This window comes from Pelomonas candidula, assembly GCF_043555985.1.
In the GTDB taxonomy this organism is placed as follows: domain Bacteria; phylum Pseudomonadota; class Gammaproteobacteria; order Burkholderiales; family Burkholderiaceae_C; genus Pelomonas; species Pelomonas candidula.
On record NZ_JBIGIC010000010.1, the window covers coordinates 221731 to 241915 of the forward strand.

Annotated in this window: 21 protein-coding genes; 4 read left to right on the forward strand and 17 right to left on the reverse strand. The window is 69.1% G+C overall.

The window, feature by feature from the left end:
• Positions 1 to 2 precede the first annotated feature (2 nt).
• Positions 3 to 314, forward strand: a complete 312-nt coding sequence (locus tag ACG04R_RS19865) for an STAS domain-containing protein (RefSeq protein WP_394414839.1) — start codon at positions 3 to 5, stop codon at positions 312 to 314.
• 148 nt (positions 315 to 462) lie between these two features.
• Here ACG04R_RS19865 and ACG04R_RS19870 read toward each other — a convergent pair whose 3' ends face one another.
• Together ACG04R_RS19870 and zwf are read right to left on the reverse strand one after the other, a co-directional pair.
• On the reverse strand, positions 463 to 1323 hold the full coding sequence (locus ACG04R_RS19870; RefSeq protein ID WP_394415012.1) for a MurR/RpiR family transcriptional regulator: 861 nt from the start codon (positions 1321 to 1323) through the stop codon (positions 463 to 465).
• Between the two features lie 88 nt (positions 1324 to 1411).
• Complete coding sequence (zwf, locus tag ACG04R_RS19875; protein WP_394414842.1) at positions 1412 to 2857, reverse strand: glucose-6-phosphate dehydrogenase; 1446 nt, start codon at positions 2855 to 2857, stop codon at positions 1412 to 1414.
• A gap of 124 nt (positions 2858 to 2981) precedes the next feature.
• On the opposite strand from zwf, the gene tal reads away from it, so the two are divergent.
• From tal to ACG04R_RS19890, 3 genes are read left to right on the forward strand one after another with little or no spacing between them, the layout of a single operon-like run.
• Positions 2982 to 3923 carry a transaldolase gene (tal, locus tag ACG04R_RS19880; RefSeq protein ID WP_394414845.1) on the forward strand — a complete coding sequence of 314 codons (942 nt, stop codon included), beginning with the start codon at positions 2982 to 2984 and terminating at the stop codon, positions 3921 to 3923.
• Between the two features lies 1 nt (position 3924).
• Positions 3925 to 5547: a glucose-6-phosphate isomerase gene (gene pgi, locus ACG04R_RS19885; RefSeq protein WP_394414848.1), complete on the forward strand. Its 1623-nt coding sequence runs from the start codon at positions 3925 to 3927 to the stop codon at positions 5545 to 5547.
• A 7-nt stretch (positions 5548 to 5554) separates the two neighbouring features.
• Positions 5555 to 6175 (forward strand): HAD family hydrolase, encoded by a 621-nt coding sequence (locus ACG04R_RS19890; RefSeq protein ID WP_394414850.1) that lies wholly within the window; start codon positions 5555 to 5557, stop codon positions 6173 to 6175.
• Here the strand turns inward: ACG04R_RS19890 and ACG04R_RS19895 are convergent.
• The 15 genes from ACG04R_RS19895 to ACG04R_RS19965 all read right to left on the reverse strand — a co-directional run bounded on the left by ACG04R_RS19895 (position 6172) and on the right by ACG04R_RS19965 (position 20174).
• A complete protein-coding gene (locus ACG04R_RS19895; protein ID WP_394414853.1) occupies positions 6172 to 6384 on the reverse strand; it encodes a DNA gyrase inhibitor YacG in 213 nt (70 codons plus the stop codon). The two genes, ACG04R_RS19890 and ACG04R_RS19895, sit on opposite strands and share 4 nt — an antisense overlap.
• Positions 6381 to 7136 carry a cell division protein ZapD gene (zapD, locus tag ACG04R_RS19900; protein WP_394414856.1) on the reverse strand — a complete coding sequence of 252 codons (756 nt, stop codon included), beginning with the start codon at positions 7134 to 7136 and terminating at the stop codon, positions 6381 to 6383. Before zapD ends, ACG04R_RS19895 begins: the two co-directional genes overlap by 4 nt.
• Positions 7137 to 7150: 14 nt before the next feature.
• Positions 7151 to 7756 carry a dephospho-CoA kinase gene (gene coaE, locus ACG04R_RS19905; protein ID WP_394414859.1) on the reverse strand — a complete coding sequence of 202 codons (606 nt, stop codon included), beginning with the start codon at positions 7754 to 7756 and terminating at the stop codon, positions 7151 to 7153.
• Between the two features lie 4 nt (positions 7757 to 7760).
• On the reverse strand, positions 7761 to 8705 hold the full coding sequence (locus ACG04R_RS19910) for a prepilin peptidase (RefSeq protein WP_394414862.1): 945 nt from the start codon (positions 8703 to 8705) through the stop codon (positions 7761 to 7763).
• A 66-nt stretch (positions 8706 to 8771) separates the two neighbouring features.
• The gene (locus ACG04R_RS19915) at positions 8772 to 10001 is read right to left on the reverse strand and encodes a type II secretion system F family protein (RefSeq protein WP_394414865.1); all 1230 of its coding nucleotides are present in this window, start codon (positions 9999 to 10001) and stop codon (positions 8772 to 8774) included.
• Between the two features lie 18 nt (positions 10002 to 10019).
• Positions 10020 to 11687: a type IV-A pilus assembly ATPase PilB gene (gene pilB, locus ACG04R_RS19920; protein ID WP_394415015.1), complete on the reverse strand. Its 1668-nt coding sequence runs from the start codon at positions 11685 to 11687 to the stop codon at positions 10020 to 10022.
• A gap of 218 nt (positions 11688 to 11905) precedes the next feature.
• Positions 11906 to 12940: a hypothetical protein gene (locus ACG04R_RS19925; protein WP_394414868.1), complete on the reverse strand. Its 1035-nt coding sequence runs from the start codon at positions 12938 to 12940 to the stop codon at positions 11906 to 11908.
• An 8-nt stretch (positions 12941 to 12948) separates the two neighbouring features.
• The gene (gene flgL / locus ACG04R_RS19930; protein ID WP_394414871.1) at positions 12949 to 13830 is read right to left on the reverse strand and encodes a flagellar hook-associated protein FlgL; all 882 of its coding nucleotides are present in this window, start codon (positions 13828 to 13830) and stop codon (positions 12949 to 12951) included.
• A gap of 22 nt (positions 13831 to 13852) precedes the next feature.
• Complete coding sequence (flgK, locus tag ACG04R_RS19935) at positions 13853 to 15217, reverse strand: flagellar hook-associated protein FlgK (protein ID WP_394414874.1); 1365 nt, start codon at positions 15215 to 15217, stop codon at positions 13853 to 13855.
• Positions 15214 to 15570 carry a hypothetical protein gene (locus ACG04R_RS19940; RefSeq protein WP_394414877.1) on the reverse strand — a complete coding sequence of 119 codons (357 nt, stop codon included), beginning with the start codon at positions 15568 to 15570 and terminating at the stop codon, positions 15214 to 15216. The genes flgK and ACG04R_RS19940 overlap by 4 nt, the downstream gene beginning before the upstream one ends.
• Positions 15570 to 16691 (reverse strand): flagellar basal body P-ring protein FlgI, encoded by a 1122-nt coding sequence (locus tag ACG04R_RS19945; protein ID WP_394414880.1) that lies wholly within the window; start codon positions 16689 to 16691, stop codon positions 15570 to 15572. The genes ACG04R_RS19940 and ACG04R_RS19945 overlap by 1 nt, the downstream gene beginning before the upstream one ends.
• Before the next feature lie 7 nt (positions 16692 to 16698).
• Positions 16699 to 17382 (reverse strand): flagellar basal body L-ring protein FlgH, encoded by a 684-nt coding sequence (locus ACG04R_RS19950; RefSeq protein ID WP_394414883.1) that lies wholly within the window; start codon positions 17380 to 17382, stop codon positions 16699 to 16701.
• Between the two features lie 2 nt (positions 17383 to 17384).
• Positions 17385 to 18173 carry a flagellar basal-body rod protein FlgG gene (flgG, locus tag ACG04R_RS19955; RefSeq protein WP_394414886.1) on the reverse strand — a complete coding sequence of 263 codons (789 nt, stop codon included), beginning with the start codon at positions 18171 to 18173 and terminating at the stop codon, positions 17385 to 17387.
• Positions 18174 to 18183: 10 nt separating this feature from the next.
• Positions 18184 to 18918, reverse strand: coding sequence for a flagellar basal body rod protein FlgF (locus ACG04R_RS19960; RefSeq protein WP_394414888.1), 735 nt, complete (start codon positions 18916 to 18918; stop codon positions 18184 to 18186).
• A 2-nt stretch (positions 18919 to 18920) separates the two neighbouring features.
• On the reverse strand, positions 18921 to 20174 hold the full coding sequence (locus tag ACG04R_RS19965) for a flagellar hook protein FlgE (RefSeq protein ID WP_394414891.1): 1254 nt from the start codon (positions 20172 to 20174) through the stop codon (positions 18921 to 18923).
• Positions 20175 to 20185 lie beyond the last annotated feature (11 nt).

Below are 20185 nucleotides of genomic sequence, written 5' to 3' on the forward strand. Positions count from 1 at the left end.
TCTTGAGCGGGTTGAAGCTGCCCGCGCGGCTGCGCATGGACGGCGCCCGCGCCGCCTGGGCCCAGATGTCGCCTGCGCTGCGGGCCGAGGCGGCCCAGGTGCTGGCTGCGGCCGGCCGCGAGGTGCGGCTGTCGGCATCGGCGCTGACGGATTTCGATTCGTCCGCGCTCAGCCTGCTGCTGTCCGCGGGCCGCCAGTGCACCGAGCAGGGCGCGACGCTCAAGCTCGACGACGCGCCCGAGAAACTGCTCGAACTGGCCCGCGTCTACGGCGTGGCCGAGTTGCTCTGGCCGACGAGCGCCCAAAGCGTCTGACGTTTGCGGGCCGAGCGCCGGGCCGCCCCAAGCCGGCCCGTCTGGCGATGTGCTTGCTGCTCGAAGCGGCGAGCATCGCCGTCCCCTCGGGGGACCGGTTGGGCACGCCCGCGTTCAGCGGGGCGAGACCGGACAAGGGGCTGTCCAGTTAGCCTGCGTACCGCTTGGCGCGCAGGTTCTTCTTGATCTCCTGCAGCACGGGTCGGAGGTGCTGGCCCAGCTTCAGCGCCACACCCGTCGTCAGGATGTCCACGGCGATCAGGTGCAGCAGCCGCGACACCATCGGGCTGTAGCGGTCGAAATCCTCGGGGTGGTCCACCGCCAGCAGGATCTGGTTGGGCCCCAGTGCCAGCTGCGCCAGCGGCGAGGCGCTGGCCGTGATGATGATGATGGTCGCGCCCTTCTTGCGCGCGATGTCGGCCGCATCCAGCAGGTCGCGGCTGCGGCCCGAGTTGCTGATGATGACGGCGCAGTCGCCGGGCTGCAGCATGGTGGCGCTCATCAGCTGCACGTGGCCGTCACTCGTCGCAACGGTGTTCACGCCGAGGCGGAAGAACTTGTGCTGCGCGTCCTGGGCCACGATGCCCGAGTTGCCGACGCCGTAGAACTCGATGCGCTTGTTGTGGCGGGCCGAGTCGGCCAGCGCCTCGATGGCGCGCTCGAAGGCATGGCTGGCGGCATCGTTGCGGTAGTGAAGCAGCGCCGCGACGGCGTTGTCGACCACCTTGACGATGATGTCGCCCGGCTTGTCGTCCTCGTCCACCGCGCGGTGCACGAAGGGCACGCCCTCGTTGACGCTGCCGGCCAGCTTGAGCTTGAAGTCGGCCAGGCCGTCGTAGCCCACGCTGCGGCAGAAGCGCACGACGGTCGGCTTGGACACGTGCGAGCGGTCGGCCAGCTCGCTGACGGGCAGGCTGGCGAAGCTGCGCGCGTCGGCCAGCAGCAGCTTGGCGACGCGCTGCTCGGCTGGCGGCAAGGCGGGGAGGGCGGCCTTGACCCGCTCCAGGATGCTCATGTCAGCTCCCCGCTCAATGGGTACGTTGCGCGCCCCTCAAAGAGGGGGCGGCCTTGCTCGGGGCGGCCCAGCGCGGCGGCCGTCATTGCTCTTCCGCCCAGCTGAACCCGTCGCGAGCCACCAGTGCGCTCGCGGCGGCCGGGCCCCACGAACCGGCCGAGTAGGGGCGCGGGCCGCTGGTGTCGGCTTCCCAGGCGTCCAGGATGGGTTCGACCCAGCGCCAGGCCTGCTCCTGCTCGTCGCTGCGCACGAACAGGTTCAGGCGGCCGGCGATGGCGTCCAGCAGCAGGCGCTCGTAGGCGCCGACGCGCTGCGTCGCGAAGGCCTTGTCGAAGTCCAGGTCCAGTGACACCGGCGTCAGCTGTTCGCCGTGGCCCGTGCCCTTCTGGGCCAGCAGTTGCAGCTCCAGGCCGTCGTCGGGCTGCAGCTTGATGACGAGGCGGTTCGGCTGGCTGGCGCCGGGGAAGATCTTGTGCGGCACGGGGCGGAAGTTGACGACGATCTCTGCGTCGCGCTCCGCCAGGCGCTTGCCGGTGCGCAGGTAGAAGGGCACGCCGGCCCAGCGCCAGTTGTTGACCTCGGTGCGCAGCGCGACGAAGGTTTCGCACTGGCTGTCCGGCGGCACCTTGACCTCTTCCAGATAGCCCGGCACGGCCTTGCCTTCGATGCTGCCGGCGCGGTACTGGCCACGCACGACGTCGCGGGCGACGCTCTCGGTCGTGAAGGGCTTCAGCGAGCGCAGCACCTTGAGCTTCTCGTCGCGGATGGCGTCGGCGTCGTTGGTGGACGGCGGCTCCATCGCGATCATCGTCAGCAGCTGCAGCGCATGGTTCTGGATCATGTCGCGCAGCGCGCCGGTGCCGTCGTAGAAGGCGCCGCGCGTGCCCACGCCCAGGCGCTCCGCCAGCGTGATCTGGATGTTGGCGATGCTCTCGCGGCGCCACAGCGGTTCGAACAGCGCATTGCCGAAGCGCAGCGCCATCAGGTTCTGCACCGACGGCTTGCCGAGGTAGTGGTCGATGCGGAAAGCCTGGCTTTCGGCGAACACGCAGCGCACCGCGCGGTTGATCTCCTGCGCGCTGGCCAGATCATGGCCCAGCGGCTTCTCCAGCACGACGCGCACCTTGGGATGGTTCAGGCCCACGGCGCCCAGCTGCTGGCAGATGCCGGTGAACAGGTGCGGGCTGGTCGCCAGGTACAGCACGACGGTGTCGGCGTTGCGGGCATCCAGCCAGTCCTTCAGCCCGGCGTAATGGTCCGGCTGGGAGAGGTCCATGCGGCGGTAGTGCACCAGCGCGGCGAAACGCTCGAATTCCTCGTCGCTCGGGCGCTTGCCGGCGTCCACCTCGCGGAAGCGCTCCTTCAGCCACTCACGGTAGCGCTCGTCGGTCTGTTCGTCACGAGCGACGGCGAGAATGCGGCCGCCCTCGGGCAGCTTGCCGTGCCGGAAGGCCTGGAACAGTGCGGGCATCAGCTTGCGCCACGTCAGGTCGCCGGTACCACCAAAGAACACGAGATCGAAGGACATCGGAAGCGTCTCCAGGTCGACGCCCACGCAGGGGGCGCTAACCGTTGTGTAACTAAGTTTCGTGAAATACTATGCAGCAGTTTCTTCGCCGGGTCAATCCAGGTGATCCGAACAAAGGCAGTCCATGAACCAGCTCGATCAGCTCAAAGCCCTCACCACCGTCGTTGCCGACACCGGCAACTTCCTGCAGCTCGCGCAGTTCGCGCCGCGTGACGCGACGACCAATCCTTCGCTGATCCTGAAGGCCGTGCAGTCGCCCGACTACGCGCCGTTGCTGAAGGAAACGGTCGAGGCCCACCGGGGCAAGCCGCTGGACGAGATCGTCGACCACGTGCTCGTGCGCTTCGGCCTGGAGATCCTCAAGGTCGTGCCGGGCCGCGTGTCCACCGAGGTCGACGCGCGCCTGTCGTTCGACAAGACCGCCAGCCTGTTCCGTGCGCGCCGCATCATCGGCCTCTACGAAGCCGCCGGCATTTCGCGCGAGCGTGTGCTGATCAAGCTGGCGTCGACGTGGGAAGGCATCCAGGCCGCCGCCGAGCTGGAGCGTGAAGGCATCCGCTGCAACCTGACCCTGCTGTTCGCGTTCGCGCAGGCTGTGGCCTGCGGTGAGGCCAAGGTGCAGCTGATCTCGCCGTTCGTGGGCCGTATCTACGACTGGTACAAGAAGGCCGCCGGCCCGGCCTGGGACGAGGCCGCGATGGCCGGCGTCAACGATCCCGGCGTGAAGTCCGTGACGCAGATCTACGGCTACTTCAAGCAGCATGGCATCAAGACCGAGGTCATGGGCGCGAGCTTCCGCAACATCGGGCAGATCCAGGCGCTGGCCGGCTGCGACCTGCTGACCATCAGCCCCGACCTGCTCGCGCAACTGCAGGCGACGGATGCCAAGCTGGAGCGTGCGCTGGACCCGGCCAAGTCGGCCGCGATGCCTGCCATCCATCTGGACGAAGCCGCCTTCCGCTTTGCGCTGAACGAGGACGCGATGGCCACCGAGAAGCTGGCCGAAGGCATCCGCCTGTTCGCCGTCGACGCCGGCAAGCTCGACAAGCTCATCGAGGCAGCCTGACATGACGGCACGCTGCGACCTCTCTCCCGTCTGGGCCGAACTGCAAGCCCACTACGCCGCGAGCGGTCGCGGCTTCGACATCCGCAACGCCTTCAAGGCCGATGCAGGTCGCTTCGGCGCGCTGTCTTTCGAGGCGCCCGAGGTCTTTGCCGACCTGTCCAAGAACCGTATCGACGCGCCGACGCTGACGCTGCTGCTGAAGCTGGCGGCCGACTGCGGTCTGGAGGCACGACGCGATGCATTGCTGCGCGGCGACCCGGTCAACCACACCGAAGGCCGCGCCGTGCTGCACACGGCGCTGCGCGCGCCGGCTGGCAGCGATGCGCCGTTCAACACCGACGTGCAGGCGTCGCTGGATGCGATGCTGGCCTTCGCCGAGAGCGTACGTCGCGGCGAGCGCGGTGAGATCACAGACGTCGTCCACATCGGTATCGGCGGCAGCGACCTCGGCCCCGCCATGGTCGTGCAGGCGCTGCAGGCCTTCGGTCGCCGCGACCTGAAGCTGCACTTCGTCTCCAACGTCGACGGCCATGACCTGGCACCCGTGCTTGCTGGCCTCGACGTGAAGCACACGCTGTTCGTCATCGCGTCCAAGACCTTCACCACGCAGGAAACGCTGGCCAACGCGCAAGCCGCCAAGGCCTGGTTCCTGAGCCAGGGCGGCACGGACGTGGCGCGTCACTTCGTCGCCACCAGCAGCAACACCGCTGCCGCCGCGGCCTTCGGCATCGATACCGCCTTCGGCTTCTGGGACTGGGTCGGCGGACGCTACTCGCTGTGGTCGGTGATCGGCCTGCCCATCGCCATCGCCGTTGGCGTCGACAACTTCCGTGCGCTGCTGGCCGGTGCGCATGCGATGGACCAGCACTTCGCGTCCACGCCGCTGGCCCGGAATCTGCCCGTGCTGCTGGGCCTGATCGATGTCTGGTACCGCAATTTCCACGGCTTCACGAGCCGAAGCGTCGCGCCTTATCACCAGGGACTGCGCCGTCTGCCGGCCTATCTGCAGCAGCTGGAGATGGAGAGCAATGGCAAGGGCGTGGACCTCGACGGCAATGCGCTGGCCCTCGGCACGTCGCCGGTCGTCTGGGGCGAGGCCGGCACGAATGGTCAGCACGCCTATTTCCAGATGCTGCACCAGGGCACGGACGTCATCCCGGTCGAGTTCATCGCCGTGAAGCGCCCCAACCATGGCGTGACCGGCGAACTTGCGACCAAGCTCGCCGACCAGCATCGCAAGCTGCTGGCCAACTGCCTGGCCCAGAGCCAGGCGCTGATGCAGGGCAAGACCGCTGCCGAAGCGCTGACCGAGAAGGCGCCGACGGCCTCCGCCACGCTGGACCGCGACGTGCTGTCCCGCCACCGCAGCTTCCCCGGCAACCGGCCGAGCACGACGCTGGTGCTGGATGCGTTGACGCCGCGCTCGCTGGGCGCTCTGATTGCGCTCTACGAGCATCGCGTCTTCGTCACCGGCGCGCTGTGGGGTATCAACAGCTTCGACCAGTGGGGTGTGGAACTCGGCAAGGCGCTGTGCAACCAGCTGCTGCCGCGCCTGGACAGCGGCGACACGTCGGGCCTGGACGGCTCCACTGCCGGCCTGCTGACCCGCCTGACGGCGGCATGAGAACGGCATGAAGATCGTCTTCGACTTTGGCGGGGTCCTGTTCCGCTGGCACCCCGCCAGCTTCCTCGCGCGCGTGTGGCCGCACCGTGTCGAGACGCTGGAGCAGGGCGCCCAGCTGGCGTCGGTGTTCTTCCAGAACTACGGCGGCGACTGGGGGCTGTTCGACCAGGGGCTGATCGGCGCCGACGAGGTCGTGCGCCGCATCTCGGCGCGCACCGGCTGGTCTCGCGGCGATGTGGAGACCGTCGTGCGCGCCGTGCCTGACGAACTGATGCCCATCCCGGGCACCGTCGTGCTGATCCGTGACCTGCGCGCGGCCGGGCACACGCTGCATTTCCTGTCCAACATGCCCGAGCCCTACGCTGATCATCTCAGCGCGACCTACCCGCTGGCCGAATGGTTCGAGTCGGGGCTGTTCTCGGGCCGCGTCAAGCAGATCAAGCCGAACGCCGAAATCTACGCGATGGCGGAGAAGCAATTCGGCGCCAAGCCGGAAGAGCTGCTGTTCATCGACGACCATCCGGTCAACGTCGATGCGGCCTTGTCGCGCGACTGGCAGTCCTTCCTGTTCACCGACGCCGCCAGCGCGCGACGCGAGCTGGTGTCGCGGCGCTTGCTGAGCGCCTAGTGCAGGGGTTCGCCGTCGGAGGCGAACTCATCGGGGTCCTGGGGCGGGGTGGCCGGCACGCGGAAAGACTCGCTGGCCCAGGCGCCCAGGTCGATCTGTCGGCAGCGCTCGCTGCAGAACGGGCGCCACTTGTTGCTGGGCGCGAACACGCTGTCGCCGCTGCATTGCGGGCAGCGCACGAGGCGCTCGCCTTGGGCGTTCTTCTTCATTGGCACAGCGTCAGCTCGAATCCGGTGTCTTCCTGGGCCAGCTTGAGGCGGCCTTCCTCGTCCTGGCGCATCAGGCGGATGGAGATCATCAGCCGGTGGCCGGAGATTTCGGGAATGAGGCCGAGGCTGGGGTCGATGCGCATGCGCAGCAACTGGTAGACGCGCCCGCCCGGCAGGCTCTGCTGGAACTGGCCGCCCGTGGCGGCGACCTTGTGCGGCGTGCCGGAGTCGCGCAGCAGGCCCAGCAGCACCTGCAGGGCTTCGGCCAGCGGCATCAGCGTCTGCGCCCAGGTCATCAGGTCCTTGCGGCGACGCACCGGCAGCAGCTGCTGCCAGTGGTAGTAGGCCGGCAGGTCGAACTCGCAGGTGCCGCCCGGGATGCTGATGCGGCTGCGGATGCTCATCAGCCACTCGTTGCTGGCGAGCGCCGCGCCGGTCTTGCCGCTGAGCGCGTTCAGGCGCTGGAAGGCGCCGTCGATGCGGACGACGACCTCATCAAGCCGCGCGTCGTCGACACCGGGGCTGCCGCGGTAGGTGTTGAACTGGGCCTTGTGCTTCTCGAGCTCCTTCAGCAGGTCGCTCTTCAGGTCGGCGCGTGAGGCGACGTCGAGGATCTCGAACAGCGTGACCAGCGCGAAATGATGATCCAGCGCGGGATCGCGCGCCATCAGGGCGCCGAGGCGGTCGAACAGGTGTTCGAGGCGGAGCATCGTGCGGATGCTCTCGTTGAACGGGTACTCGTACAGGACCACGGCGGGGACTTCAGTCAGGGCGGCGTGATTGTTTCACAGCCCCAGCGTGCAGCCAGGCTCATGACCTCCATTCTGAGCGCGACGAGCGAGATGCCGTCGTTCAGCAACACCGCATCGGCCGCGGCGCGGCGTGCCTCGCGGGTGGTTTGTGCAGCCAGCGCGCCTTCGACGCGCTCGAGCGTCCAGCCCGGGCGCTGCAGCACGCGCGCCTTCTGCGTCTCGGCCGGGCAGTCGACCACGAGCACGCGCGCGACGCGCGGGCGCCAGCGGCCGGACTCGACGAGCAGCGGCACGTCGAACACGATCAGCGGCGCGGTTGCCGCCTCCGCCTGGGCCAGCGCCTCGGCGGTGATCAGCGGATGCAGGATGGCCTCCAGCCGGCGCTTGGCGGCGGCGTCCGAGAAGGCGAGGGCGCGCATGCGGTCGCGGTCCAGTGCGCCGTCGACGGTGACGAAGTCCGCGCCGAACTGTTGCGCGATGGCGGGCATGGCTGCACCGCCGGCCAGTGTCAGCCCGCGCGAGATGGCGTCCGTGTCGACGATGGCGGCGCCGGCCTCGCGCAGGAAGCCGGCGACCGTGCTCTTGCCCGAGCCGATGCCGCCGGTCAGGCCGATTCTCATGTCTTCATGCGGCCCAGCCGAGCCAGGACAGCACCGCCTCCCGACCCGCGAACAGCACGACCAGCCCACCGCCGGCCAGGAAGGGGCCGAAGGGCACGTAGCGACCCTCGCGCAGGCTGGCCGTCAGCTTCATCAGCAGGCCCACGATGGCGCCGACGGCCGACGCACCCAGCACGACCGGCAGCAGCATCTGCCAGCCCAGCCAGGCACCCAGCGCCGCCAGCAGCTTGAAGTCGCCAGGCGCCATGCCGATCTGGCCGCGCAGCTTCTCGTACAGCCAGGCGATGGTCCACAGCGACATGTAGCCGGCCACGGCGCCGATGACGGCACTTGGCAGCGAGACCGGTGTCCAGCCCATCAGCGCGGCGAGCAGGCCCGTCCACAGCAGGGGCTGGTTGATGACGTCGGGCAGCAGCGTCGTGTCCCAGTCGATCATCGCCAGCGCGATCAGTGCAGCGACAAAGCCGCACCAGGCCAGCGTCGTCGGTTGCGCGCCGAAGCGCCAGGACAGCGCGGCGAAGGCCAGGCCCGTGACGAGCTCGATGAGGGGGTAGCGCCTGGAGATCGGGGCCTTGCACGACGCGCATTTGCCGCCCAGGCGCAGCCAGCCGACGACGGGCAGGTTCTCGTGCCAGCGCAACTGGTGGCCGCAGTGCGGGCAGCGCGAGCGCGGCGCGGAGAGAGTGAGCGGTGGCAGTTCCTCGATCTTCGTGCCGTAGGCATCGACGGCCTTGGCCAGCTTCTCGGTCTCGGCCAGCGGCGTGCCGGCGACGCGGGACATGGCCGGCGCATCGATCAGCTGTGCGGCCGATTCATGCAGCCACTGTCGCTCCAGCATCAACGGCAGCCGGTAGATGACGACGTTCAGGAAGCTGCCGATGCACAGTCCGAAGATGCCCAGCACCCAGGGCGAGAGCCAGACGGACCAATCGATGGAGGCAAGGGGCATGGTGAGCGCGGAAAAATGGATGCGGGCAGGAATCTACCCGCAATCGGCATCCTCGCCGCGCTTCGCTCAGACCACCTGGCCCAGCTTGAAGATCGGCATGTACATCGCCACGACGATGCCGCCGATGAGGCCGCCCAGGATGACGATGATGAAGGGCTCCATCAGGCTGGACAGCGCCTTGACGGCCTCGTCCACTTCGTCCTCGTAGAACTCCGCGGCCTTGGCCAGCATGTGGTCCAGCGAGCCGGATTCTTCGCCGATGGAGGCCATCTGCAGCACCATGGTCGGGAAGATGCCGGTGGTCTGCATGGACGTGGTCAGCGCCGAACCGGTGGAGACGTCGCGCTGGATCTGCTCGGTGGCTTCCTGGAACACGGCGTTGCCCGAGGCGCCGCCCACGGAGTCCAGGGCCTCGACCAGCGGCACGCCGGCCGCGAACATCGTCGACAGCGTGCGCGTCCAGCGGGCGACGGCGGACTTGTACATCAGGTCGCCGAAGACCGGGATCTTCAGCAGCAGCCGGTCCATGCGCTTCTGCATCTTCTCGGAGCGCTTCCAGCTCTGGATGAAGAAGTAGAGGCCGCCGCCGATGCTGCCGAAGACGGCCCACCACCACTTGACGAAGAACTCCGACATCGCGATGACGATCAGCGTCGGCGCGGGCAGGTCGGCGCCGAAGGACTGGAACACGTCCTTGAAGGCTGGCACCACGAAGATCATGATGACGGCGACGACGATGAAGGCGACGGTCAACACGGCGATCGGGTAGGTCAGGGCCGACTTGATCTTGTTCTTGATCGCGACCGTCTTCTCTTGATAGATCGCCAGGCGATCCAGCAGCGCTTCCAGAATGCCGCCCGCCTCGCCGGCCTCGACGAGGTTGCAATACAGTGCGTCGAAGTACATCGGATGCTTGCGGAAGGCTGCCGACAGGCTGGTGCCGGTCTCGACGTCCTGGCGGATGTCATTCAACAGGCGCGTCAGGCGCGGGTTCGTCGCGCCGCGCGCGACGATGTCGAATGCCTGCAGCAGCGGTACACCAGCGCGCATCATCGTCGCGAGCTGGCGCGTGAAGATGGCGATGTCCTTCTGCTTGATCGCGCTGCCGCCGCTGGCGCGGCGCTTCTTGACCTTGTTGACGAGGATGCCCTGGCGGCGCAGCGTGGCGCTGACCATGGCTTCGCCGCCGGCACGCAGTTCGCCCTTGACGACCTTGCCGTTGCGGTCCTTGCCTTCCCACTCGAAGACGAAGTCCTTGACGCCCTTTGCTGCGGCTGCGGCGGTGGCAGTGGCCATGCTCTCCTCGCGACTTTCTTATTCGTTGGTGGCGGACAGGACTTCTTCCAGCGTCGTGACGCCGATGCGGACCTTGACGAGGCCGGACTGGCGCAGGTCACGCACGCCGTCCTTCTTGGCTTGCGCGGCGATGTCCATCGCCGTTCCCTCAGCCAGGATGATGCGCTGGATGTCCTCCGTGATGGGCATCACTTGGTAAAGACCGACGCGCCCCCTGTAACCGTTTGTGCAATTGCTGCAGCCTACGGCGCGATACGGCTTCCAGCTGCCATCGAAGTCCTCATCGACGAAGCCGGCCTTCAGCATCGCGTCGCGCGGGTAGTCGGCCGGCGCCTTGCAGTTCTCGCACAGCCGCCGCACCAGGCGCTGGGCGGTGATCAGCAGCACGCTGGACGCGATGTTGAACGGCGCGACGCCCATGTTCAGCAGGCGGGTCAGCGTCTTGGGCGCATCGTTGGTGTGCAGCGTCGACATGACCATGTGGCCCGTCTGCGCAGCCTTGATGGCGATGTCGGCCGTCTCCAGGTCGCGGATTTCGCCGACCATGATGATGTCCGGGTCCTGGCGCAGGAAGGACTTCAGCGCGGCCGAGAAGTTCAGGCCGGCCTTGTCGTTGACGTTGACCTGGTTGATGCCGGGCAGGTTGATTTCGGCCGGGTCCTCGACGGTCGAGATGTTGACGCCCGGCTGGTTCAGGATGTTCAGGCAGGTGTAGAGCGACACCGTCTTGCCGGAGCCCGTCGGGCCGGTCACCAGCACCATGCCGTAGGGACGGTAGATGGCTGCCAGCAGCCGATCCTTCTCGATCTTCTCGTAGCCCAGCGCCTCGATGCCCAGCTTGGCCGAGGACGAGTCCAGGATACGGATGACGATCTTCTCGCCGAACAGCGTGGGCAGCGTGCTGACGCGGAAGTCGATGGACTTGGCGCCGAACTTCAGCTTCATGCGGCCGTCCTGCGGCACGCGTTTCTCGGCGATGTCCAGCCGGGAGATGACCTTGATGCGCGAGGCCAGCTTGTCCTTGATCGCGATGGGCGGCTGCGTGATCTCGCGCAACTCGCCGTCGACCCGGAAGCGCACGCGGTAGTGATACTCGTAGGGCTCGAAGTGCAGGTCGGACGCGCGCAGGTTGATCGCGTCCACGAGCATCTTCTGCAGGAAGCGCACGACTGGCGCGTCCTCCACGTCCGCCAGCTCGGCCGCCTCCTGTTGCGGCGAGGCGTCTTCTTCGGCGATGTCGAAATCGAAATCGCCGCCGGCGATGGATTCCAGCGACTCGGTCGCGCTGACGCCGACGTTGCTGAGCATCTTGGCCAGCTTGTCGTGCTCGACGATGACCCACTCGGGCTGCAACTGCGTCGCGAACTTGATGCGCTCGATGACCTCGAGGTCGGTCGGGTCCGCGCCGCCCACGAACAGGCGGTTGCCGCGCCGGGACAGTGCGACGACCTGGTACTGCTGCGCCAGCTTGCCCTCGATGATGTCCTTGGGCATGCGCTGCGGGTCCATCGCCGACAGATCCAGCAGCGGCAGCGCCAGCGCGCTGGACAGCGTGTGCGCCAGATCGGCTGGCGACACCTGGCCGCTGGCGATCAGGGCGTTGACGAAACTGGTCTTCTTTTCCCGGGCGAGCTTGACGAGGTCTTCAGCGGCCTTGGTCTGCAGCTTGCCGGCATGCACAAGCATGCGCGCAACCCCGGACAGGGCGGACTGGAGCGGCTCGGCGAGCGTGGTTTCCACGAGCGATGGCGTCGGCGACGGAAGGTGAGGTTGGTCGATTGTGCCAGTCACGCACGGCCATAGGCGCGGAGCCGCACAAGGGATAACGGCAGGATTCCTGCGTGTCGGCCCGGTTTGCGGCAGAAGGCACGCCGCCGGCCGTCCGCCGCCGGGTCGGCCGGCCTTCAGTGGCTGGAGAGCACCTGCCGGACCCGCTCGCGGTGCAGGCCGCGCAGGGCCGGGCTCAGCGCGGCGACCTGGTTGAAGTCGGCCTGCCGCAGCGCGCCGGTCACGGCCGCGCTGGCGGCGCTCGCCTGGGCGGCGTCCAGGCCGTCGGCCGGTGCAGCCTGGGCCGTCTGCCGGAGTGCCGCCGCGTAGCCCTGGCGGGCCTGGGAGAGCTGCCCCTGGACGCGGGCCAGCGTGCGCAGCGTGGCACGCCGTTCGTCCGCACTGCCGACCCGCCACTGCGACGTGTCGATGGCGGCGGGCGCCGGATCGAGCGCGGGATGCACGGCCTGGCCGCCGGGGAAGCGCTTGCCGTCGCCCTGGATGGCGATGCCGTCGCGAAGGGCCGGCCAGCGCGATTCCTCGACGCTGAACGCGAGTTGGCCGCCCTGGACCTGCACCTGCACGCCGGCCGGCGCCAGCGCGTCGCGCAGCGACTGGAGCGCCTGGGCCGGGTTGCCGCCGTCGAGCTGGGCGCGCGCCGGCGCCGACGAACCGGGCAGCCACAGGCGCAGGGTCTCGGTGCCGCCGCTTTGCAGGCTCTGCACGTCGAGGCCGCGGATGCGAAAGCGCCGGCGGGCCGGGAGATCGACCGCGGGCGGCTGCAGCTGCGCGTCGAGCTGGCCACCCGCGTCGCGGCCGCGCGACTGCCACAGCGCCTCGACACCGTCGACGGCCGCCTGCAGGGGGGCGGCGTCGGCATCGCCGCCGGCCAGCGCGAGGCTCAACTGCGTTTTGAGCCCTTGCACGCCGCGGTCCAGCCGGTCCAGGTAGTCGGCACCTTGCTGCAGCGTGCCGATGCGGGTCTGCAGGCCAGGTTCGCGGGCGGGCTCGCCGCTCTGGACGCTCGGCGACAGGGTCGCGAGCAACTCGTCAACCGGGGACGCAACCGGTGCCGCCGTGCCGACGGCCGGGGCCTCGACGGCGGCGACCGAACCGGTCGAGCGTCCGGAAGCCCCGACGCCCTGCAGCGCGGGGCGCGTCAATGGCGCCATCGTCAGCATCAGATCACGCTGAACAGGCTCAGCTGGCTGACCTTGGCATAGGCCTTCTGCGTGGCCTGCACCGCGATCGAGTAGCTGCTGAGCCGCGTGGATGCCTCGCCGTAGTCGAGCTGGCCCAGGCTCAGCTCGGACTGCTGGTTCGAGACCTTGACCGCCGCATTCGTGTCGCTGAGCGTCTTCAGCATGTTCTGCCGGCCGCCGAGGACGCCGATCGTCGACGAGACGGTGTCCAGCGCGCCGTCGAGGCCGGTGATCATGGCCGAGACATTGCCCTGCACGCCGGCCGTGGTGATGCCGGGCGTGGCCAGCAGCGTGGCCAGCGCGTCGAGCTGCTTCAGGAAGCCGCCGATGGTGGGCAGGCTCACGTTGGCGCTCAGGGTCAGCCGGTCGGCCACGGCCACCTCCTGCGTGGCGGTGTTGCCCTGGAAGGCGTAGGCCGCGTCGACCGTGGGCTGGTTGCTGGCCGTGCCGCTGAACAGGTAGTGGCCCTCGGCGTCGGTGCTGTTGGCCAGGTAGAGCAGGCTGTCGTGCAGCGAACGCAGCGAGCCCGACATGGCGTTCAGGTCGGACGGCGTGTTGGAGCCGTCGGCCGCCCAGACCAGCAGGTCGCGCGCGGCGTTCATGTTCTGGCTCACGCTGTTGAGCACGGCCTCGCTGTTGCTGAGCCGGCTCTGCAGGGCCGTGATGTTGCTCTGGTACTGGGTGATGGCCGCGTCGTCGCTGGACAGGCGCGACAGCCGCAGCGTGGCGATGGGGTCGTCCGAGGGCGTGAGCAGCTTGGCGCCCGAGGCCATCTGCTGCATGACCTGGGACAGGCCTGCGTTCGCGTCCTGCAGGGCGCGGTTCATGGTGGCCTGGAATTGATTGCTGGCGATGCGCACGGCGGTTTCCTTGGGTCGGGGCTCAGCCCAGCATCTGCAGCGCGGCGTCGAACAGCGTGTTGGCCACCTGGGCCACCTTCATGTTCGACTGGTAGAGCTGCTGGTACTGCATGAGGTTGGTGGCTTCCTCGTCGTTGTTGACGCCGGCGCTGGCGTTCCAGTTCTGCTGCGCCTGCTCCCGCACGGTCTGGGCGGTCTTGATCGAGGCCTGGTTCTGTTGGCTGGCCGTGCCCAGGCTGCCCACCATCTGGTTGAAGGCGTCGCCCATGACGATCTGCGTCGTGCCCGTGGCCTGGCCCGCGGCGTTGAAGAGGGTCATGGGCATCGGCGCCTTCTGCAGCGCAATCAGCGCGCCGAGGTTGTCGCTGTTGCCCGCGTCGGTCGGGTTGCCGGAGAAGGCCAGGTCCGCGGCCTGCAGCGAGGTGACCTGCAGCTGGCCGTTGTTCAGCGCGAACAGCGGCTGGCCCGGCGTGGCGGCAGGGGGCGCGTAGCCGGCTGCGAGCTGGCCGTTGACCGAGTTGGCGATGTGCGTGGCCAGCTCCTGCATCTGCGTGACCAGCGGCGAGAGCACCTGCGCCTGCGCATCGGACAGGCCGCCGAGCTGGCCGCCCAGGCCCGCGCCGGGGACCTCGAAATGGGTGTTGGCGAAGGTCAGGCTGAGCTGGCCGGCGGTGATCGACAGCGCGCCGGCCTTGGCGCCGACGACCAGGGGCTGGCCGTTCGGCAGTGACACGTTGCGGCTGCCGTCGGGCTGGTCGACCACCTGCAGGCCGGTCAGCGACGCCAGGTTGTCGAGCTTGAGGTCGCGCGCATCCTGCAGGCCCGAGTCGTCCATGCCCAACGCGTGGGCCGCGGTGATCTTGCCGTTGAGCTGCGCGACGTCCTGCGCCAGGCTGTTGACCTGCTGCACCACCGCCTGCTGCTGCGTCGTGATGGCCAGCTGCTGGCGGCCCAGCAGGTTCTGCAGCGTGCCCATGCGCAGCGACAGCGCGTTGGCCGACGACAGCACCTGCTGGCGCAGCGGCACCGAATCGGGCTGGCCGCTGGCGGCGTTGAGCGCGGCGAAGAGCTGCTGCACGCCCTGGTTCACGTTGGAGGTGTCGTCCGACATCACCTGTTCGAGCTGGGTCAGGTAGTCCTGCGCCACCTGCGCGTGGCCCAGCACGCTGTTCGACTGCCAGAGCTGGAGGTTCTTGTAGCCGTCGGAGAAGCGCTGCAGCGCCAGCACCTGCACGCCGGCACCGGCGCTCGGGCCCTGGACGGCACCCAGCAGCACGCCCTGGCGCGTGTAGCCCGGCGTGGCGGCGTTGGCCACGTTGTTGCTCGTCGCCGTCAGGGCGGCCTGGGCGGCTTGGGTGCCCGACAGGGCATTCAGCAGGAGGCTCATCGCGTGGATTCCCGGGCAGTCTTCTTGTCGGTGGAAGGCGACCCGCCGGCCTGCGGTCTTAAATCGGCGGGCAGCACGTGGCGCAGCATCAGGTCGGCGATGCCGAAGGCGCGCTGGTGGGCCAGCGCGTCGGCCACCAGGCCGTCGGCCACATCCTGCATGTCGTCGTTGAAGTGGTGGTTGTCCTCGCCGTTGTCGGCCGACAGCGCGCGGGCGCCGTCCCGCATCTGGGCCATCATCTTCTTGATGAAGTGGGCCTCGAACTTCTCGGCCGCGTCGGCGGCCTGGGCACGGACGCGTTCGTCGTCACGCGATGCGACCTTGCCGGTGGCCTGCAGGGGCGCGGCGTTCATCAGATCACCTCCAGCTCGCCGTCGATGGCGCCGGCCTGGTCCAGCGCCTGCAGGATGGCCATGATGTCGTCGGGGCTGGCGCCGATGCTGTTGATCGTGTCGATGATGGCCTGCAGGCTGGTGCCGGCCTGCCAGCGGAACATGTGGCCCGAGCCCTGTTCGACCTGCACGCGCGACTGCGGCACGACCTGGGTCTGGCCGCGGCTGAAGGGCTGGGGCTGGCTGACTTGGGGGCTTTCGCCGATCACGACGCGCAGCGCGCCGTGCGAGACGGCGGCCGGGCGCACGCGCACGCCTTCGGCGATCACGACGGTGCCGGTGCGCGAGTTGAAGATCACGCGGGGCAGGGCCGGCGCGGCTTCCACCCGCAGCGCGTCGAGCTGGGCCATGAAGGCGACGCGCTCGGTCGGGTTGGCGGGCGCGCGTACCTGCACCGTCGTCGCGTCGCGCGTGGTGGCGATGTCGCCGAAGCGCTTGCCCACGGCTTCGACGATGCGGGTCGCCGTCTCGAAGCTCGGGCGGCGCAGGCTCAGCGTGATCTCGGGGCGGCTGTCGAAGTCGCTGGCGATCTCGCGCTCGATGCTGGCGCCATTGGGGATGCGGCCGGCTGTGGGCGTGTTGACCGTCACGCTGGAGCCGCTCTGGCCCTGGGCGCTGACGCCGCCGACGACCAGGCTGCCCTGGGCCAGCGCATAGACCTCGCCGTCCACCGCACGCAGCTCGGCCAGCAGCAGCACGCCGCCGCGCAGGCTCTTGGCGTCGCCCATCGAGGACACGGTCACGTCGATGGTCTGGCCGCGGCGGTAGCCGCTCGGAAAGCTGGCGCTGACCATGACGGTGGCGACGTTGCGCGACTTGGCGTCCACGCCCTCGGGCAGCTTGACGCCGAACTGCTTGAGCAGGTTGGCGACCGACTGGCCCGCGTACTTGACCTGCGTGGAGTCGCCGCTGCCGTTCAGGCCCACGACGAGGCCGTAGCCCAGCAGCTGGTTGTCGCGCACGCCTTCGACCTGCACGAGCTGGCGCAGGCTTTGAGTGGCGGCGGGAGGGGGGGGCGGGGCAGAGTGGGCGGGCAGGGCGAGGGCCAGGCACAGACCGAGAAAGAGGCGGCGGAAGCTCATGACAAGGTCAGTTCGGTGCCCAGGGGCTGTTGAACATGCGCGTCAGCCAGCCGGGCGTATTGGCGTCGGCCAGGTGGCCGCGGCCGCTGTAGCTGATGCGCGCGTTGGCGATGCGCTGCGAGGAGACGCGGTTGTCGCCGTCCACGTCCGCGGCGCGCAGGTAGCCGGCCACGCGCACCAGCTCCTCGCCCTGGTTGAGCGTCAGGCTCTTCTCGCCGGCCACGCGCAGCAGGCCGTTGCCCATCACCTCCTGCACGATGACGGTGAGGGCGCCGTTCAGCGCGTTCTGCTGGCTGCTGGTGGCGCTGCCGTTGAAGTCGCGGCTGGCCCCCAGGCTCAGCGTCTTGGTCTTCGAGTCGAGGCCCAGGTTGAGGCCGGCGTCGCTGGTCTTGCCGAACTGCGTGTCGGCCTTCTTGGTGGCCTGGGTCGATTCCTGCAGCACCACGGTCAGCACGTCGCCGGCGCGGAAGGCGCGCGTGTCGGCCGTCAGGCTGGCGCTGCGGCCGGGCACGAAGATGCCGCCGCCCGATGGCCGCTGGCCGGCGGTGGACGACAGCGGCACGGGGGCGGGCAGCGGCCCGGGGTCGGCCGACGGCAGCGCCGGCGGCGCGATGGCCGAGCACGCACCCAGCCCCGCGAGCACCAGGGCCGCGAGGCCGCCGCGGAGGGCGAGGGGCAGGGGCCGGCGCATGGTCAGCGGGCGGCCTGCGCCAGGGTCTGCAGCATGTTGTCGGCCGCGGTCAGCACCTTGGTGTTCATCTCGTAGGTGCGCTGCGCGGCGATCATGTCCACCATCTCCTCGACCACCTGCACGTTGGAGCCCTCCAGCGCGCCCTGCTTGATCTGGCCCAGGCCGTTCTGGCCCGGCACGCCCTCGGCGGCGGCGCCGCTGGCGACGGTCTCCTGGTACAGGTTGTCGCCCAGGGCCAGCAGGCCCGAGGGGTTGGGGAAGCTGGAGAGGTGCAGCTGGCCCAGCTCGGTCGGCGTGGTGTTGCCGGCCACGGTGGCGCTGACGGTGCCGTTCTCGCTGATCGTCAGCGCGGTGGTGTTGGCCGGCACGGTGATCTGCGGCTGCAGCAGCAGGCCCTGGGCGTTGACGAGATGGCCGTCGGCGTTGATCTGCAGCTGGCCGGCGCGGGTGTAGGCCGGCGTGTTGTTCGGCCCGTCGACCTGCAGGAAGCCGTTGCCGACGATGGCCACGTCCAGGTTCTGGCCGGTGGTCTGCAGGCCCCCATTCGTGAAGACCTTCTGCGTGCCGACGAGGCGCGTGCCATTGCCCATCTGCACGCCGGTGGCGCTGGGCGTGCCCTGCTCGGTGCGGGCGCCGGGCTGGCGTTCGACCTGGTAGAACAGGTCCTCGAACATGACGCGGTCGCGCTTGTAGCCGACCGTGTTGGCGTTGGCCAGGTTGTTGGCGATGGCCTGCAGGCGGGCATCCTGGGCCTGCACGCCGGTCTTGCTGATCCACATTGCGGGGTTCATCTCAACTCCTTCAGTCGCGGATCAGGCGCGAGCCCGCATCCGCCATGTTGTCGGCGGCCTTGAAGAGCCGCAGCTGCAAATCGAAATCGCGGGCGCCGTTCATCGTCGCCACCATCTCCTCGACGGCCGAGACATTGCTGCCTTCGAGCTTGCCGCCGGCGACCTTGACCTCGGCGTCGGCGCCGAGCGGCTGCCCGTCGCGCGCGACCAGCAGGCCGGCCTCGTTCTTGGTCAGGCTGCGCGCCTCGGCCCTGACGAGCTTGAGCCGGTCCACCGGCTGCATCTCGGTCTGGCCGTCCATCAGCACCTGCACGGTGCCGTCGGCGCGGACCTCGACCTGGCTGTGCGGCGGCAGCACGATGGGGCCGCCTTCGCCCAGCACCGCGTGGCGGCCCAGCATCAGGCGGCCGTCGCCGTCGATGTCGAAGCTGCCGGCGCGGGTGTAGCCCTCGGCGCCGTCCGCGCCGCCCTGGGCCACGGCGAAGTAGCCGTCGCCCTGGACGGCCACGTCCAGGCTGCGGCCCGTGTCCTGCACGGCGCCGGCGCGGCTGCTGACGGCCTCGCTCTTCACGCTGGAGAGCACGCGGTCGGCATAGCCCGGGCCGCGCACGTCGGCGGAGCCCGCCTGCTCGAGGTTGGCGCGGAAACCCGCCGTGTTGAGGTTGGACAGGTTGTTGGCGTGCACCTGCTGCGCGTTCATCACGCGCTCGGCGCCGCTCATGACCGTGTAGATCAATGGGTCCATGGTCAGACGGCCTGCATCAGCGACTGCATCATCTGGCTCTGCGTGGAGATGACCTTGGCATTGGCCTGGTAGACCTGCTGCGACGTCATCAGGCTGACGAGCTCCGAGGTCACGTCCACGTTGGACTGCTCCAGCGAGCCGACCGCCAGCTTCGGGGCCGCACCGGCGCCGGGCTGCGAGAACAGGGCCGGGCCGGTGGCGTTGTTGGAGCCCCAGCTCGTGCCCGACAGCGGCGTCAGCGCGTTCTCGTCGGCGAAGGTGGCCAGCGCCACGGTGCCCACGGTCTGCTTGAGGCCGTTGCTGTAGGTGGCGACCACGCTGCCGTCTTCGCCGATGGCCGTGCCCGTCAGGATGCCGGCCGTGTAGCCGTTGGCCGTGTTGGCCAGCGTCGTCGTGTCGCCGGAGAAGGCGGTCGTGTTCGTGTAGCTGATCGCCACGGCCAGCGGTGCGGCGCCAGCGGGCGCGGCCGTGAAGGTGGCGCCGGCCGGCGGCGTGATGGCGAGGGTCGCGCTGGTCACGCCGGTGAGCTGGCCGTTGGTGTCGAAGGCCATGCGGGTGTCGGGCGTGGCCGCACCGGCCGCGTCCTTGCGCGCCGCGCCGTCGAAGCTGTAGTAGGTGTTGACGGCGCCGATGCCGGCGCTGACGAAGTACTGGGTCAGCGTGTGCTGCTTGCCCAGCGAGTCGTAGACGACCGAGGTGACCGAGCTGTTGTAGCTGGTCGGGTCGCTGCTGTCGAAGGTCGGGTTGGCCGGGGCCGTCCAGTCGGCCGAGAGGTTGCCGCTGTAGGCCAGCGTGGTGGTCGCCTGCGCGCCGATCTGGCCGGCCGGCACCTTGAGGTCGCCCAGAGCGCCGAGGGCCGCGCCCGCCACCGCCTGGCCGTTCTTGTCCAGCACGGCGGCATAGCCCTGCAGCTTGCGGCCGGTGGCGTCGACGACGAAGCCGTCCTTGTCGGTGTTGAACTGGCCGACGCGGGTGTAGACGACCTGGCCGTTGGCGTTGCGCACGGCGAAGAAGCCCTGGCCGCCGATCATGGCGTCCATGCTCTTGCCGGTGTTCACGATGCCGCCGACCTTGCCCATGCTCTGCGTGACCGAGCCGACCTCGGCGCCGTTGGTCTGGCCGTCGGCGTAGACGGCCTGGAAGTTGGCGCGGCTGGACTTGTAGCCGTAGGTGCCGGCGTTGGCGATGTTGTTGCTGATCTGGTCGAGGCTGCTGCTGACGGCGGAAATGCCGGCGAGTGCGATTTCAAAGCTCATGAGGGGCTCCT